The sequence below is a fragment of the Cupriavidus ulmosensis genome (assembly GCF_977008105.1).
On record NZ_CDRMWP010000001.1, the window covers coordinates 2,709,953 to 2,723,799 of the forward strand.

Annotated in this window: 10 protein-coding genes and 3 tRNA genes; 3 read left to right on the forward strand and 10 right to left on the reverse strand. The window is 68.1% G+C overall.

Annotated features, from left to right (window positions below):
- Nucleotides 1-7: 7 nt before the first annotated feature.
- Entirely contained in the window at nucleotides 8-1,360 is a 1,353-nt protein-coding gene (locus ACWTPI_RS12325) for an MATE family efflux transporter (protein ID WP_454731772.1), read from the forward strand.
- 207 nt (nucleotides 1,361-1,567) lie between these two features.
- On the opposite strand, the gene ACWTPI_RS12330 is transcribed toward ACWTPI_RS12325, so the two are convergent.
- The 4 genes from ACWTPI_RS12330 to gltX all read right to left on the reverse strand — a co-directional run bounded on the left by ACWTPI_RS12330 (nucleotide 1,568) and on the right by gltX (nucleotide 3,663).
- Nucleotides 1,568-1,644, reverse strand: a tRNA-Asp gene (locus ACWTPI_RS12330).
- Between the two features lie 69 nt (nucleotides 1,645-1,713).
- Nucleotides 1,714-1,789, reverse strand: a tRNA-Glu gene (locus ACWTPI_RS12335).
- Between the two features lie 110 nt (nucleotides 1,790-1,899).
- Nucleotides 1,900-1,975, reverse strand: a tRNA-Ala gene (locus tag ACWTPI_RS12340).
- Between the two features lie 281 nt (nucleotides 1,976-2,256).
- Nucleotides 2,257-3,663 (reverse strand): glutamate--tRNA ligase, encoded by a 1,407-nt coding sequence (gene gltX / locus ACWTPI_RS12345; RefSeq protein ID WP_454731773.1) that lies wholly within the window; start codon nucleotides 3,661-3,663, stop codon nucleotides 2,257-2,259.
- A 249-nt stretch (nucleotides 3,664-3,912) separates the two neighbouring features.
- Here gltX and ACWTPI_RS12350 point away from each other — a divergent pair, with 249 nt between their 5' ends.
- On the forward strand, nucleotides 3,913-4,854 hold the full coding sequence (locus tag ACWTPI_RS12350) for a patatin-like phospholipase family protein (RefSeq protein WP_454731774.1): 942 nt from the start codon (nucleotides 3,913-3,915) through the stop codon (nucleotides 4,852-4,854).
- Between the two features lie 143 nt (nucleotides 4,855-4,997).
- Here the strand turns inward: ACWTPI_RS12350 and ACWTPI_RS12355 are convergent, their stop codons facing one another.
- The 5 genes from ACWTPI_RS12355 to ACWTPI_RS12375 all read right to left on the reverse strand — a co-directional run bounded on the left by ACWTPI_RS12355 (nucleotide 4,998) and on the right by ACWTPI_RS12375 (nucleotide 11,797).
- Entirely contained in the window at nucleotides 4,998-5,687 is a 690-nt protein-coding gene (locus ACWTPI_RS12355; protein ID WP_029043588.1) for a C40 family peptidase, read from the reverse strand.
- A 307-nt stretch (nucleotides 5,688-5,994) separates the two neighbouring features.
- Nucleotides 5,995-7,635: an ABC transporter ATP-binding protein gene (locus ACWTPI_RS12360; RefSeq protein ID WP_059413419.1), complete on the reverse strand. Its 1,641-nt coding sequence runs from the start codon at nucleotides 7,633-7,635 to the stop codon at nucleotides 5,995-5,997.
- Nucleotides 7,636-7,715: 80 nt separating this feature from the next.
- Nucleotides 7,716-8,843, reverse strand: a complete 1,128-nt coding sequence (locus ACWTPI_RS12365) for an ABC transporter permease (protein WP_020202904.1) — start codon at nucleotides 8,841-8,843, stop codon at nucleotides 7,716-7,718.
- Complete coding sequence (locus ACWTPI_RS12370; RefSeq protein WP_059413333.1) at nucleotides 8,840-9,889, reverse strand: microcin C ABC transporter permease YejB; 1,050 nt, start codon at nucleotides 9,887-9,889, stop codon at nucleotides 8,840-8,842. The genes ACWTPI_RS12365 and ACWTPI_RS12370 overlap by 4 nt, the downstream gene beginning before the upstream one ends.
- A gap of 27 nt (nucleotides 9,890-9,916) precedes the next feature.
- Nucleotides 9,917-11,797 carry an extracellular solute-binding protein gene (locus tag ACWTPI_RS12375; protein ID WP_029043587.1) on the reverse strand — a complete coding sequence of 627 codons (1,881 nt, stop codon included), beginning with the start codon at nucleotides 11,795-11,797 and terminating at the stop codon, nucleotides 9,917-9,919.
- Nucleotides 11,798-12,036: 239 nt separating this feature from the next.
- On the opposite strand from ACWTPI_RS12375, the gene fabI reads away from it, so the two are divergent.
- Nucleotides 12,037-12,825, forward strand: a complete 789-nt coding sequence (gene fabI, locus ACWTPI_RS12380) for an enoyl-ACP reductase FabI (RefSeq protein WP_020423770.1) — start codon at nucleotides 12,037-12,039, stop codon at nucleotides 12,823-12,825.
- An 87-nt stretch (nucleotides 12,826-12,912) separates the two neighbouring features.
- Here fabI and ACWTPI_RS12385 read toward each other — a convergent pair whose 3' ends face one another.
- Complete coding sequence (locus ACWTPI_RS12385) at nucleotides 12,913-13,815, reverse strand: alpha/beta hydrolase (protein ID WP_059413330.1); 903 nt, start codon at nucleotides 13,813-13,815, stop codon at nucleotides 12,913-12,915.
- Nucleotides 13,816-13,847: the final 32 nt, after the last annotated feature.

A 13,847-nucleotide genomic window follows, 5' to 3' on the forward strand; every position in this document is an offset into this window, starting at 1 on the left:
CCATCGGATGAAACTGCTGCAGGATATCCGCCGCATCGGCGAACTGGCCGCGCCAGTCCTGGTCGGCCAGCTCGCGGTGATCGCCTTCGGCGTGATCGACACCATCATGTCCGGGCGCGCCTCGGCCACCGACCTCGCCGCCGTGGGGCTCGGCGGCTCGATCTACGTCACCGTCTACATCAGCCTGATGGGCGTGCTGCAGGCGCTCGCCCCGATCGCCGGGCAGTTGCACGGCGCGGGCCGCGCGGCGGAGATCGGCAGCGAAGTCAGGCAGGCGGCGTGGCTGGGCGTGGCACTGGCGGTGCCGGGCATGCTGCTGCTGGCCTTTCCCGGGCCGCTGCTGCAGTTCGCGCAGGCGCCGCCCGAACTGGTCGAGAAGGCCACCACCTACCTGCACATCCAGGCCTTCGGCCTGCCCGCCGCGCTCGGCTTTCGCATCTACTCGGCGCTGAACAACGCGCTGTCGCGGCCGGTGATGGTGACGGTGCTGCAGATCGTCGGGCTGGCGGTGAAGATCCCGCTCAATGCCTGGTTCATCGACGGCGGCCTCGGCCTGGCGGCGATGGGCGGCCCCGGCTGCGCGCTGGCCTCGACGCTGATCAGCTGGATGTGGTGCGTCTCCGGCGTGCTGATCCTGCGGCGCAACGCGGCCTACCGGCCGCTGCAGATCTTCTCGAGCTGGGCCTGGCCGCAGGCGCGGCCGATCCGCGCGCTGCTGCGCCTGGGCGTGCCGATGGGCCTGACCTACCTGATCGAGATCACCTCGTTTACGCTGATGTCGATCTTCATCACGCGCATGGGCACGGTGGTGCTGGCCGGTCACCAGATCATCGCCAACCTCGGCGCGGTGGCCTACATGCTGCCGCTGTCGCTGGCGATCGCCACCTCCACGCTGGTGGCCCAGTCGATCGGCGCGCGCGACCTGCCCGCGGCGCGCCGCATCGCGCGGCGCGGCATCTGCCTGGCGGCGCTGCTCGCCGTCATGGTCGGCAGCCTGCTGTGGGTCCTGCGCGAGCCGCTGCTGCACGCCTACGCCAAGGACCCGGCGGTGGTGCGGGCCGCCCTGCCCCTGATGCTGTTCATCGCTTTCTACCAGGCCTTCGACGCGGTCCAGGTCATGACCGCCTTCATCCTGCGCGCCTACAAGATCGCGCTGGTGCCGACGCTGATCTACGCGCTGTCGCTGTGGGGCGTGGGGCTGGGCGGCGGCTACGTGCTGGGCTTCGGCCTGATCGGCTCGCTGCCGGCCTTCACGCGCGGCGCCGCGGGCTTCTGGCTGGCCAACAGCGTGAGCCTGGCGCTGGCCGCGACGCTGCTGGTGCGCTATTTCGTCACGGTAAGCCGGCGCCCGCAGGATTGAAGCCGGCGCCGGGATAATCGCTCGCCGGCGCGCCGATAATGCGCCGCGGCGGTATCCGGCCAGCGAGGCGGGCGATTATCGGGGCACGGCCGGAGCGAATACCGCGAACGCATGCCGCGGCAGGAAATGCAGCAGGAAAAACCGAAGACGGGAAAATGCGGGCGGAAAAAGAAAAACCCGCATGGCATAACCATGCGGGTCTTGATTTGGCGGAGTGGACGGGGCTCGAACCCGCGACCCCCGGCGTGACAGGCCGGTATTCTAACCAACTGAACTACCACTCCAATACTTCTACTTGCTGCCGGCAGCGATGCCGCCGACGACAAACCGGACGTTTGGTTACGTCCGTTATCTGGCGTCCCCTAGGGGATTCGAACCCCTGTACTCACCGTGAAAGGGTGATGTCCTAGGCCTCTAGACGAAGGGGACAGAAACTTGTCTTCCGACTTATTCCGTCTGGCGCGGCGAATATCCGGATAATCCGGTCTTCACCACACCGGGAAGTTTCGCCATGACCGCAATCGAAACTTCCGGCATTTTGGTGGAGCTAAGCGGGATCGAACCGCTGACCTCTTGCATGCCATGCAAGCGCTCTCCCAGCTGAGCTATAGCCCCAAGGCACTACGTTACTGCTGATTTACTGCTCCAGCTTGCTGCTGCTGTCGTTTCGCGTTTGTTTCTTTGTTTCAGCGAAGACAAGATTATATAAACAACCTTGCTTTTTGACAACCCCTTTTTTTAACTTTTTTCAGCGATCCGCATTACTGCGGGAATTACTGCTGTTCGCTGCCGTCCGTTAAGCCCGCTTGGTTTTTGTCCGCGCTGCAGGGAGAACGAGATTATGCTCAAGTCGCGGCAGGAGCGCAAGCCCCTTCCGCGACTTTCCGCAAAAAATTTCAGGCGAGGCCAGCTTGCAGCCGGCGCAGCACCGTTTCGCGGCCGAACAGCTCCAGCACCGCGTCGATGGCGGGCGTCTGCAACTGCCCCGCCACCAGCAGGCGCACCGGCATGGCCAGCTTGGGCATCTTCAGGCCGAACTCGGCCAGCACGGCCTTGAAGGCCGCGCCGATGTCCTCGCGCTTCCACTCGGCCAGCGCGCCCAGGCGCGCCGCCAGGGCCTGCAGGGCGGGCAGCACGTCGGCGTTGAGGTGCTCGGCCTTGAGCGCGGCGTCCGGCTGCGTCTCGCCGCGGTAGAACAGCAGCGCGGCCTGGGCCACTTCCTTGAGCGTGTTGGCGCGGTCCTTGACCAGGCCGATCACCGCTTCGAGGCTGGCGCCGCCTTCCACCTTGCCGCCCAGCGCCTCGATGAACGGCCGGGTCAGCGTGGCCAGGCGCGCGTTGTCGCCCACCTTGATGTAGTGGTTGTTGAGCCAGGCCAGCTTTTCCGGGTTGTACTGCGCCGGCGACTTGCCCAGGTGCTCGAGGTCGAACCACTCGATGAACTGCTCGCGCGAGAAGATCTCGGCGTCGCCGTGCGCCCAGCCCAGCCGGGCCAGGTAGTTGAGCACGGCCTCGGGCAGGTAACCTTCGTCGCGATAGCCGGTCACGGGCATGGCGCCGTGGCGCTTGCTCATCTTCTCGCCCTGCTCGTTGAGCACGGTCGGCAGGTGGGCGTAGACCGGCGGCGTGCCGCCCAGCGCGCGGATGATGTTGATCTGGCGCGGCGTGTTGTTGACGTGGTCGTCGCCGCGGATCACGTGGGTGATCTTCATGTCGAGGTCGTCGACCACCACGCAGAAATTGTAGGTGGGCGTGCCGTCGGGGCGGGCGATCACGAGGTCGTCCAGCTCGTCGTTGGCGATCTCGATGCGGCCCTTGACCGCGTCGTCCCACACCACGCTGCCGCCGATCGGGTTCTTGAAGCGGATCACCGGCTGCACGCCGGCCGGCGGCGCGGGCAGCACCTTGCCCGGCTCGGGGCGCCAGAAGCCGTTGTAGCGCGGCTTCTCGCCGCGCGCGCGCTGGGCCTCGCGCAGCGCGTCGAGTTCCTCGGTGCTCATGTAGCACGGGTAGGCCAGCTCGCTGTCCAGCATCTGCCTGACCACCTCGCGGTAGCGGTCCATGCGCTGCATCTGGTAGTAGGGGCCTTCGTCGATGTCCAGATCGAGCCAGGCCATGCCTTCCAGGATCACGTCCACCGCTTCCTGGGACGAGCGCTCGACGTCGGTGTCCTCGATGCGCAGGATGAAATCGCCCTTCATGCGGCGCGCGAACGCCCAGGGGTAGAGCGCGGAGCGGATGTTGCCGAGGTGGATGAAGCCGGTGGGGCTCGGCGCGAAGCGGGTGCGGACGCGTTGTGTCATGTCGGAGCGAAACAAAAAAGCCCGCGCGCGGATGCGCGCAGGCCGGGGTGTAGGATCGCCGCATTATAGCAAGCGGGGGCGCGCCGCCCGGCCCCGCAGCGCGCCGGGTGCCGCCGCGCGTGGAATCATTTATGCTTTGCCCGGTCTGAAATGCTGCCGCGCCAACGCGGCGCCGGCGCCGGCGGCACATTCGCCGCGGCACCGCACCGGCTGTGACGGCCGCGGCATTTCCCCTTCCCTCACGGATCCATGCAACGACGCCATTTCCTCGGCGCGGGCGCGGCAGCGCTGCTCGCCGCCTGCTCTTTCGGCCCCAAGCCCGGGACCCTCACCGCCCAGCCGGAAACGCCGGCAGCCGCGCCGCCGGCGCCACCGCGCCCGCTCAAGATCGGCCTGGCCCTCGGCGGGGGCGCCGCGCGCGGCTTCGCCCATATCGGGGTCATCAAGGCGCTGGAGGCGCAGGGCATCCACCCGGACCTGGTCGCCGGCACCAGCGCCGGCGCGGTGGTCGCCGCGCTCTATGCCTCGGGCATGAGCGGCTTCCAGCTCAACAAGCTGGCGCTGACCATGGACGAAGCCGCCATCGCCGACTGGGCCCTGCCCTTCGGCACCCGCTTCGGCGGCTGGCTCAAGGGCGAGGCGCTGCAGAACTACGTGAACAAGCTGGTCGGCAACCGCCCCATCGAGGCCATGAAGCTGCCGCTGGGCATCGTCGCCACCGACCTCAAGACCGGCCACGGCATCCTGTTCCGGCGCGGCAACACGGGGCAGGCGGTGCGCGCCTCCAGCAGCGTGCCCGGCGTGTTCCAGCCGGTCTCGATCCAGGGTCACGATTACGTCGACGGCGGGCTGGTGGAGCCGGTGCCGGTGGATTCCGCGCGCGTCATGGGCGCGGACTTCGTGATCGCCGTGAACATCTCCGCCGACCCGTCCAGCCAGAAGAACGGCGGCCAGAGCGGCGTGCTGCTGCAGACCACCGCCATCATGGGGCAGTCGCTCAACAAGATGGCGCTGGCGCGCGCCGACGTGGTGATCCGCCCCGACCTGCCCGACATGGGCGGCAGCGACTTCACCGCGCGCAACCGCGCCATCCTGGCCGGCGAGCAGGCCACCGCGGCCGTGCTCGCCAGCCTGCGCGACAAGCTCGCGCAGGCGCGGCTCAAGCCCGCCGCCGCGGTGGCCGCGCAATAGCGGAAACCGACGCCGCCCGTCCGCGCGGCAAACCCGCCGCGCCATCGGCGAGGCCAACGGCCCGGACTTCACGGACGGCGAGGACGACGCCAACGAAAAAGGACTGCCGAGGCAGTCCTTTTTTCATCCGGTCCGGGCCGAGATCAGCCGCCGTAGAGCGTCCGGTTGCCGGCGTTCGGATCGAAGCGCTTGAGCGTCTCGACCATGTTGCCGAGGTTGTCCGCGCCGACGCCGCCCTGCAGGTTGTCGTCGATGCGGCGCGCGCCGTTGTAGCGCGTGACCCAGTACGAGGCGCGCATGTCGTCCACGCGGATCTTGCTGCCGGTGGACGGCGCGTGCACGAACTTGTTGTCGCCGATATAGATGCCGACGTGCGAGAACGTGTGGCGCATGGTGTTGAAGAACACCAGGTCGCCGGGGCGCAGGTCGCTGGCCGCCACTGTGGTGCCGACCTGGCTCATCTCCACCGAGCGGCGCGGCAGCATGAAGCCGAACGTGTCGTTGAACACGTAGCGCACGAAGCCGCTGCAGTCGAGGCCCGATTCCGGGCTGTTGCCGCCGAAGCGGTAGCGCACGCCGATCAGCCCGAGGGCATTCATGACGAGGTCGCCGGCCTTGCTGGCGACGTGGCTGGTGGAGCTCATCATCGAGGACAGCAAGCCGCGCTTGCCTTCCGGATGCGGGTCCGAGCTGAGCTCGCTACGCGCATCGATGCGGGCGTCGGGGTCCTTGAACACCGTATCAGCCAGCACTCCATTCGACAGAGCAGCACCGCAGGCAATGGCAATTCCAACGGCGGCGCGCGCCAGGGAATGAAGTACCGTTCGCTGCATTGGTTCTCCTGTTCAATCGGTCTTGGCCTGGCCCGGGACGACACGCCGGACCGGCTCGAATTCAACTGGGGTGATTTCCCCCGTGGGCGGCATGCAATAAGCAGACCAGCCGCTTATGTGATGCAAAACACTCGCGTCGCTCATAAGCGGCGCGCGAACCACCCCTGAAAATACTTCTCGCCGGATGGTATAAGGTTGTCACGCGCATGTCAAAGTGCGTTACAAAATCCCCCTAAAAGGCTTTGGAATCAAGCCCATACATCGGAAGTCGCATCTGCTTTCTTGTTTATCGTATGTCAGTCCCGAGTCAACCCGGTGACACCCCGGTTTCGGCTGCACCAATTTGCGGCCCGACCGGCTCGGGCGCACCAATCTCGGCCGCCAGCATCAGCTTGCGCGTATAAGCGTGCTGCGGCGCGCCCAGCACCGCCTCGGTATCGCCCGCCTCGACCACCTCGCCGGACTTCATCACGATGACGCGATGGGCCATCGCGCGGATCACCGCCAGGTCGTGGCTGATGAACAGGTAGCTGAGGTTGTACTTGCGCTGCAACTGCGTCAGCAGCGCCAGCACCTGCTGCTGGATCGACACGTCGAGCGCCGAGGTCGGCTCGTCCAGCACCAGTACCTGCGGCTTGAGGATCAGCACGCGCGCGATCGCCACGCGCTGGCGCTGGCCGCCCGAGAACTCGTGCGGGTAGCGTCCCAGCGCGGTGCGGTCCATGCCGACCTCGCGCAGCGCCTCGGTGACGCGCTGGCGCATGGCGTCGCGCGACAGGCCGGGCTGGTGCAGGGCCAGCCCCTCCCCCACGATCTGCTCGATGGTCATGCGCGGCGACAGCGAGCCGAACGGGTCCTGGAACACCACCTGCAGGCGCGAGCGCAGCGTGCTGCGCTCGCGCCGCGAGACCTCGTCCAGGCCGCGGCCCAGGAAGCGGATGTCGCCGCCGCTGCGCCGGGTCAGGTTCAGCACGGCGTGGGCCAGCGTGGTCTTGCCCGAGCCCGACTCGCCGACGATGCCGACCGTCTCGCCCTCGCGCAGCGTGAAATCCACGTCCTTGACCGCCGCGAACTGCTCGCGGCCGAACCAGCCGGCCATGCCGCGCTTCTTGCGCGCGTAGTTCACGCACAGCTGCCGGGCCTCCAGCAGCACCGGCGCCAGCGGCACCAGCGGCAGCACCTCGCGGCGCGGCCGGCTGTCGATCAGCTTGCGGGTATAGGGATGGCTTGGCGCGGCGAACACCTCGGCGGTCTTGCCGACCTCCACCAGCACGCCTTTCTCCATCACGCCCACGCGCTGGGCGAAGGCCCGCACCAGGTTGAGGTCGTGCGTGATCAGCATGACCGCCATGCCGAACTCGGCCTGGAGGTCGCGCAGCAGGTCGAGGATCTGCACGCGGATGGTGACGTCGAGCGCCGTGGTGGGCTCGTCGGCCAGCAGCAGCTTGGGCCGGCAGGCCAGCGCCATCGCGATCATGGCGCGCTGGCGCTGGCCGCCCGAGAGCTGGTGCGGGAAGCTGTCGAAACGGTTTGCCGCATCGCTGATGCCGGTGCGCTCGAGCAACGCCACGGCGCGCTCGCGCGCGGCGCGGCGGTCCAGGCCCTCGTGCAGCGACAGCGTCTCCACGATCTGGTTGCCGATCGTGTAGAGCGGGTTGAGCGCCGTCATCGGCTCCTGGAAGATCATCGCGATGTCGGCGCCGCGGATGCCCCGCATCTCGCGCTCGGACACCTGCATCAGATCGCGCCCCTCGAAGCGCACCGCGCCCTGGTAGCGCGCGTCCTCCACCAGCCGCAGCATGGCCAGCGCGGTCACGGTCTTGCCCGAGCCCGATTCGCCCACCAGCGCGAAACGCTCGCCGGCGCACAGGTCGAAGCTGACGTCGCGCACCGCGCGGGTGGCATCCTCGCCCTGGCCGAACGTCACCGACAGGCGCTCGATGCACATCAGCGGGCCGCCGCCACTGCCTGGCTCGCGTGGCTTGCCCCCCTTCGCGCGGCCGCCCGCGCCGGCCTGCGGCAGCGCGCTCATGGCGTCACCTCGGCGGCGGGCGAGCCTTCGGGTGCCTTCGGCTCCGCGCGGCCGCGCAGTTGCGCCAGGCCCAGGCGGGTGTCGAAGGCGTCGCGCAGCGCGTCGCCCATGAAGGTCAGCAGCAGCAGGGTCAGCACCAGCACGGCGAAGGTCGACAGGGAGATCCACCAGGCATCGAGATTGGCCTTGCCCTGCGCCAGCAGCTCGCCCAGGCTGGGCGTGGTGGGCGGCACGCCCAGGCCGAGGAAGTCGAGGCTGGTCAGCGCCAGGATGGCCGCGCTCATGCGGAACGGCAGGAAGGTGATGACCGGCGTCAGGCTGTTGGGCAGGATGTGGCGCCACATGATCTGCACGTTCGACAGGCCGAGCGCGCGCGCCGCCTTGACGTAGTCGAGCGAGCGGTTGCGGTAGAACTCGGCGCGCACGTAGTCCGACAGGCCCATCCAGCCGAACAGCGACAGCAGGATGATCAGCAGCGCCAGGCTGGGCGTGAAGATGGAGGCGAAGATGATGAGCAGGTAGAGCTCCGGCATCGAGCTCCAGATCTCGATGGCGCGCTGGGAGATCAGGTCGAAGCGCCCGCCGAAGAAGCCCATCAGCGCGCCGGTCAGCGTGCCGATCAACACGCCGATCAGCGTCAGCGCCAGGCTGAACAGCACCGAGACGCGGAAGCCGTAGAGCAGCCGCGCCAGCACGTCGCGCCCGCGGTCGTCGGTGCCCAGCAGGTTCTCCGCCGAAGGCGGCGCCGGGTTGGGCTCCTTCGAGAAGTAGTTGAGCGTGTCGTACGAATACCGGTTGGGCGGGAACACGGCGAAGTTGCCGTTGCTGGTGATGCGGTCGCGGATGAACGGGTCGAGATAGTCGGTGCGCGTGGGGAAGTCGCCGTCGAAGGTGGTCTCGGGATAGACCTTGACGATCGGGAAATACCACTCGCCCTTGTACTTCACCACCAGCGGCCGGTCGCTCGACAGCGCTTCCGCGAACAGGCTGAGCACGAAGATGCCGATGAACAGGATCAGGCTCCAGTAGCCCAGCCGGTTGCAGCGAAAGCGCTGCCACGCGCGCTGGCGCGGCGATGGCGAATGCGGCAGGCCGCTGGATGGCGCGCGCGTGCGGAATTTCATCGGTGCACCGCCTCGAAGTGGATGCGCGGGTCGACCATCACGTAGCAGACATCGGAGATCAGCCGCGTCACCAGGCCGATCAGGGTGAACAGGTAGAGCGTGCCCAGCACGACCGGATAGTCGCGCCGCAGCACCGCCTCGTAGGACAGCAGGCCCAGGCCGTCGAGCGAGAACAGCGTCTCGATCAGCAGCGAGCCCGTGAAGAAGGCACCGATGAAGGCCGCCGGGAAGCCGGTCACCAGCGGGATCAGCGCGTTGCGGAAGATGTGCTTCCACAGCACGCGGCGCTCGGCCAGGCCCTTGGCGCGCGCGGTCAGCACGTACTGCTTGCGGATTTCCTCGAGAAAGGCGTTCTTGGTCAGCATGGTGATGACCGCGAAGCTGCCCACCACCGAGGCGGTGATCGGCAGCACGAGGTGCCACAGGTAGTCCATCACCTTGCCCATCATCGAAAGCTGGTCCCAGTCGTCGGAGGTCAGCCCGCGCAGCGGGAACCACTGCACGAAGGTGCCGCCGCCGAACAGCACCAGCAGCAGCACGCCCAGCACGAAGCCCGGAATGGCATAGCCGACCAGCACCACCATGCTGGTCACGACGTCGAAGCGGCTGCCCGCGCGGATCGCCTTGGAGATGCCGAGCGGCACCGATATGAGATAGGTCAGGAAGAAGGTCCACAGGCCCAGGCTGATCGACACCGGCATCTTGGACTTCACCAGCTCCCACACGCTGCGGTGCTGGAAGTAGCTCTGCCCCAGGTCGAAGCGCGCGAAGCGCTTGAGCATGATGAAATAGCGCTCGAGCGGCGGCTTGTCGAAGCCGTACAGCGCCTGGATCTCCTTGATCTTGTCCGGGTCCACGCCACGGCGGCCGCGATATTCCGCGCCGCCGCCACTGGCCTCGCCGCCGGCGCCCCGCCCTTTCATCTCCATCATCATCTGCTCGACGGGGCCGCCGGGCACGAACTGGATCACCACGAACGTCAGGGTGATGACGCCGATCAGGGTCGGGATCATCAGCAGCACGCGCTTGAACAGGTAAGCGAGCATCTCGGTTCCTTCAGTTGCCGTCCGCGCTCAGCGGGCGGGCGGCCTGGCGTCGGCGCGCCACCAGTTGCTCAGGATCCATCCCTCGGCCGTGTAGTAGTACGGCAGGCGCTGCGGATAGACCAGTTCCTTGCGGTACGCCACGCGGTGCGACGCGCTGTACCAGTTCGGCACGATGTAGTAGCCGTGCATCAGCACGCGGTCCAGCGCGCGCCCGGCGCTGACCAGGTCCTCGCGCGTGTGGGCGTGCAGCACATTGTCCACCAGGCGGTCGACCGCCGGCGACTTGAGGCCGAACAGGTTGTCGGAGCCCGGCGTGCCGGCGGCCTCGCTGTTGAAGCGGTCGCGCAGCTCGTTGCCCGGGCTCTGCGAGTCCGGGAAGCGGATCGACACCATGTCGAAATCGAAATCCTCGAGGCGCTTCTGGTACAGCGCGAAATCCGTGGTGCGCTGGTTCACCTCGATGCCCAGCTTTTCCAGGTTGCGCACGTAGGTGGTGATGACGCGGCTCATGGCGCCGCCGTCGTCCAGGAACTCGAACACGAAGGGCTCGCCCTTGGCGTTGCGCAGCGCGCCGTCCTCGTAGGTCCAGCCCGCCTGCGCCAGCAGCCGGCGCGCGGCGCGCAGGTTGTCGCGCAGCGAACGCGGCGCATCGGTGTTGGGCTGCGTGACGATGGGGCCGAACACTTCGGGCGCCAGTTGCGCGCGCAGCGGCTCGAGCAGCGCCAGCTCGCCGGGGCCGGGGCGCCCGTCGAAGGTGGCGCTGGCGGCCAGCTCGCTGTTGGAGAACCAGCTGTCGAGCCGCCGGTAGGCGCCGTAGAACAACTGGCGGTTGAGCCATTCGAAGTCCAGCGCCAGGATCAGGGCCTGCCGCACGCGCACGTCCTGGAACATCGGCTTGCGCATGTTCATCACGAAACCCTGCATGCCGGCGCCGTTGCGGTGCGGGAAATCGGTCTTGAGCAGCTCGCCGCTGGAAAAGCGCTTGCCCTCGTAGCTCTTGGCCCAGCTCTTGGCCTTGTATTCCACGATGGCGTCGAACTCGCCGGCCTTGAAGGCCTCGAGCTTGGCGGTCTCGTCCTTGTAGAGGCGGTAGACCACGCGGTCGAAGTTGAAGGTGCCGCGCCGCACGGCCTGGTCGTTGCCCCAGTAGCCCGGGTCGCGCTTGAAGGTGATGCCGCGCCCGGCGTCATAGCGCTCGATCAGGTACGGGCCGCTGGCCACCGGCGCCTCGAAGGTCAGTTTCTCGAACGGCGTGGTGGCGGTCCATTTCTTCGAGAACACCGGCAGCGAGCCGACGATCAGCGGCAGCTCGATGTTGCGCTGGCGGAAATCGAAGCGCACCGTGCGCGGGTCCACCACGGTGACCGACTTCACGTCCATGCACATGCTGCGGTAGCCCGGGCTGGAAGCCTTGCTCATCAGCATGTCGTAGGAATACTTGACGTCGCTGGCCCGCACCGGGTCGCCGTTGCTGAAACGCGCCTGCGGGCGCAGGCGGAAAGTCACCGAGAGCTCGTCCGGCGCCACCGCGACATCCTCGGCCAGCAGGCCGTAGGCGCTGGCGGTCTCGTCGGCGCTGGCGATCAGCAGCGACTCGAACATCAGCGTGTTCACGCCCGGGGCCGAGGTGCCCTTGAGCGTAAACGGGTTGAACTTGTCGAAACTGGTGCGGCGGTCGGGATTGGCCAGCGTCAGCGTGCCGCCGCGCGGGGCGTCGGGATTGACGTAGTCGAAATGGGTGAAACCGGCGGGGTACTTGAGTTCGCCATACTGCGCAAAACCGTGGGCCGCGCCGGCGGACAGGGGGAAACCTGCGGCAGCCAGGGCAAGAAGTCCACAACCCAGCACCGCAAACGTGCGCATGCGCTGCCATGCCGCCTGAAGCGGTCTACGTGCGCGAATATACATCCGGTTGGAAACCTCCGCCTGAATCGGACAAGCCGCGGCCGTCGGCGGCGCGGTCAAGTTATGAGACAATTTTACATTGGATCGGATGACACCCAGCCATCCGGACATTCCAGTACGCGGCGCAGCAGACACGCCGGCCCTCGGGCTGCCGCAGCGCGGCCTTCGCGCGGGGCGCGCCGCAACCCCGGACGGCATTGCACGAATCGTGCCCGTCCGCCCCGAACATCATTGGAGAACCTATGGGATTTCTGGCAGGTAAGCGAATCCTGATCACCGGCTTGCTGTCCAACCGCTCGATTGCCTACGGCATCGCATCGGCCTGCAAACGCGAAGGCGCGGAACTCGCCTTCACCTACGTCGGCGAACGTTTCAAGGACCGCATCAACGACTTCGCCAAGGAATTCGACAGCAGCATCGTGCTCGAATGCGACGTCGCCAGCGACGAGCAGATCGCCGCCACCTTCGCCGAACTGGGCAAGCACTGGGACAAGCTCGACGGCCTGGTCCACTCGATCGGCTTCGCGCCGCGCGAGGCGATCGCCGGCGACTTCCTCGAAGGCCTCTCGCGCGAAGCGTTCCGCGTGGCCCACGACATTTCCGCCTACAGCTTCCCCGCGCTGGCCAAGGCCGCGCTGCCGATGCTGTCGGACACGGCCTCGCTGCTGACGCTGACCTACCTCGGCGCGGAACGCACGGTGCCCAACTACAACACGATGGGCCTGGCCAAGGCTTCGCTGGAAGCCAGCGTGCGCTACCTGGCCGCGTCGGTCGGCCCGCGCGGCATCCGCGCCAACGGCATCTCGGCCGGCCCGATCAAGACGCTGGCAGCTTCCGGCATCAAGGGCTTCGGCAAGCTGCTGGGCCACTTCGAGGAAGCCGCGCCGCTGCGCCGCAACGTGACCATCGAGGAAGTCGGCAACGTGGCCGCCTTCCTGCTGTCCGACCTCGCCAGCGGCGTGACCGGCGAGATCACCTACGTGGACGCCGGCTTCAACACGGTCGGCGCGAGCCTGCCCGCGGAAGCGTAGGCGGCGCGGCGGCAACGCCGCCGCCACCGCGAAAAAGGGCGCGCGGCTCCGGCCGGCGCCCTTTTTTCGTTCGTGCGGCCAGCGGCTTTAGTCGCCGGCCGCAGCGCCCATGCCGCCCGCCTCGCCAAGATTGCCCGAACGCAGGTAGGCCACGACCGGCGCCCAGAACGCCTCCTGCCATTGCGGCTCGATGGCGGCGTCGTGCGGCAGCGCCGCCAGCGCGACCAGGCGCCGGGGCCCGGCGGCGGCGCGCGCCAGGCGCTCGGCATGGGAAAACGGAATCACGTCGTCGGCGCGGCTGTGGACCACCAGCACGGGCAGCCGCGAACGGCGCAGGCGCTCCTCGTTGTCCCACGGCTCGGGCAGCAGGCGCGCCATCCAGGCCGGCACGCGCCCCGTGACCACCGCCGCCGCGCGCGCCGAGGTAAAGCCGGCCGCGATCACCATGCCGGCCGGCGCCGGCCGCAGCGCCTGCGCCACGTCGAGCAGCGCGCCCGAGCCGAGCGAGAATCCCATCACATAGCGCCGCGCCGCACGCGGCGTGGCCGCCAGGAACTGGTCGTACGCCGCCATGCCGTCCTCGCGCAGGCGGCGCACGCCGGGCTTGCCGCCGCTCGCCCCGTAGCCGCTGTAGTCGAACACGCACGAGGTGATGCCGTTGCGATACAGCAGCGCCTGCGCATGGGCCCAGTCGGAGAGGTTTTCCTCGTCGCCGTGATAGATCAGCAGCGCCGGCGCGTCGGCGCGCGGCGCCTGCACGCACGACGCGCGCAGCAGGCGCGCGCCGCTGGCGAACGCGAACTGGCGGGACGGCGCGCCGAGCCGGTCGGGCGTGAGCGCGCCGGCGGCGCTGGCCGGCTTGGGCTCGAACGCGCCGCTCTCCACCGCCAGGAGCAGCGCGTGGCGCGCCGCCGCCGCGGCCAGCAGCACGCAGGCACCGCCGGCCAGCCAGTAATGCACCTTGCTGGTGCCGCCGCGGGAATTCAGCATGGGCTTGCCTGGGAAGGTCATCGTGGCATCTT

Coding starts and splice junctions, on each gene's coding strand:
- ACWTPI_RS12365 (WP_020202904.1), bottom strand. CDS start 8,843: ATGAAATTCCGCACGCGCGCGCCATCCAGCGGCCTGCCGCATTCGCCA.
- gltX (WP_454731773.1), bottom strand. CDS start 3,663: ATGACACAACGCGTCCGCACCCGCTTCGCGCCGAGCCCCACCGGCTTC.
- ACWTPI_RS12375 (WP_029043587.1), bottom strand. CDS start 11,797: ATGTATATTCGCGCACGTAGACCGCTTCAGGCGGCATGGCAGCGCATG.
- ACWTPI_RS12325 (WP_454731772.1), top strand. CDS start 8: ATGAAACTGCTGCAGGATATCCGCCGCATCGGCGAACTGGCCGCGCCA.
- fabI (WP_020423770.1), top strand. CDS start 12,037: ATGGGATTTCTGGCAGGTAAGCGAATCCTGATCACCGGCTTGCTGTCC.
- ACWTPI_RS12385 (WP_059413330.1), bottom strand. CDS start 13,815: ATGCTGAATTCCCGCGGCGGCACCAGCAAGGTGCATTACTGGCTGGCC.
- ACWTPI_RS12360 (WP_059413419.1), bottom strand. CDS start 7,635: ATGTGCATCGAGCGCCTGTCGGTGACGTTCGGCCAGGGCGAGGATGCC.
- ACWTPI_RS12350 (WP_454731774.1), top strand. CDS start 3,913: ATGCAACGACGCCATTTCCTCGGCGCGGGCGCGGCAGCGCTGCTCGCC.
- ACWTPI_RS12355 (WP_029043588.1), bottom strand. CDS start 5,687: ATGCAGCGAACGGTACTTCATTCCCTGGCGCGCGCCGCCGTTGGAATT.
- ACWTPI_RS12370 (WP_059413333.1), bottom strand. CDS start 9,889: ATGCTCGCTTACCTGTTCAAGCGCGTGCTGCTGATGATCCCGACCCTG.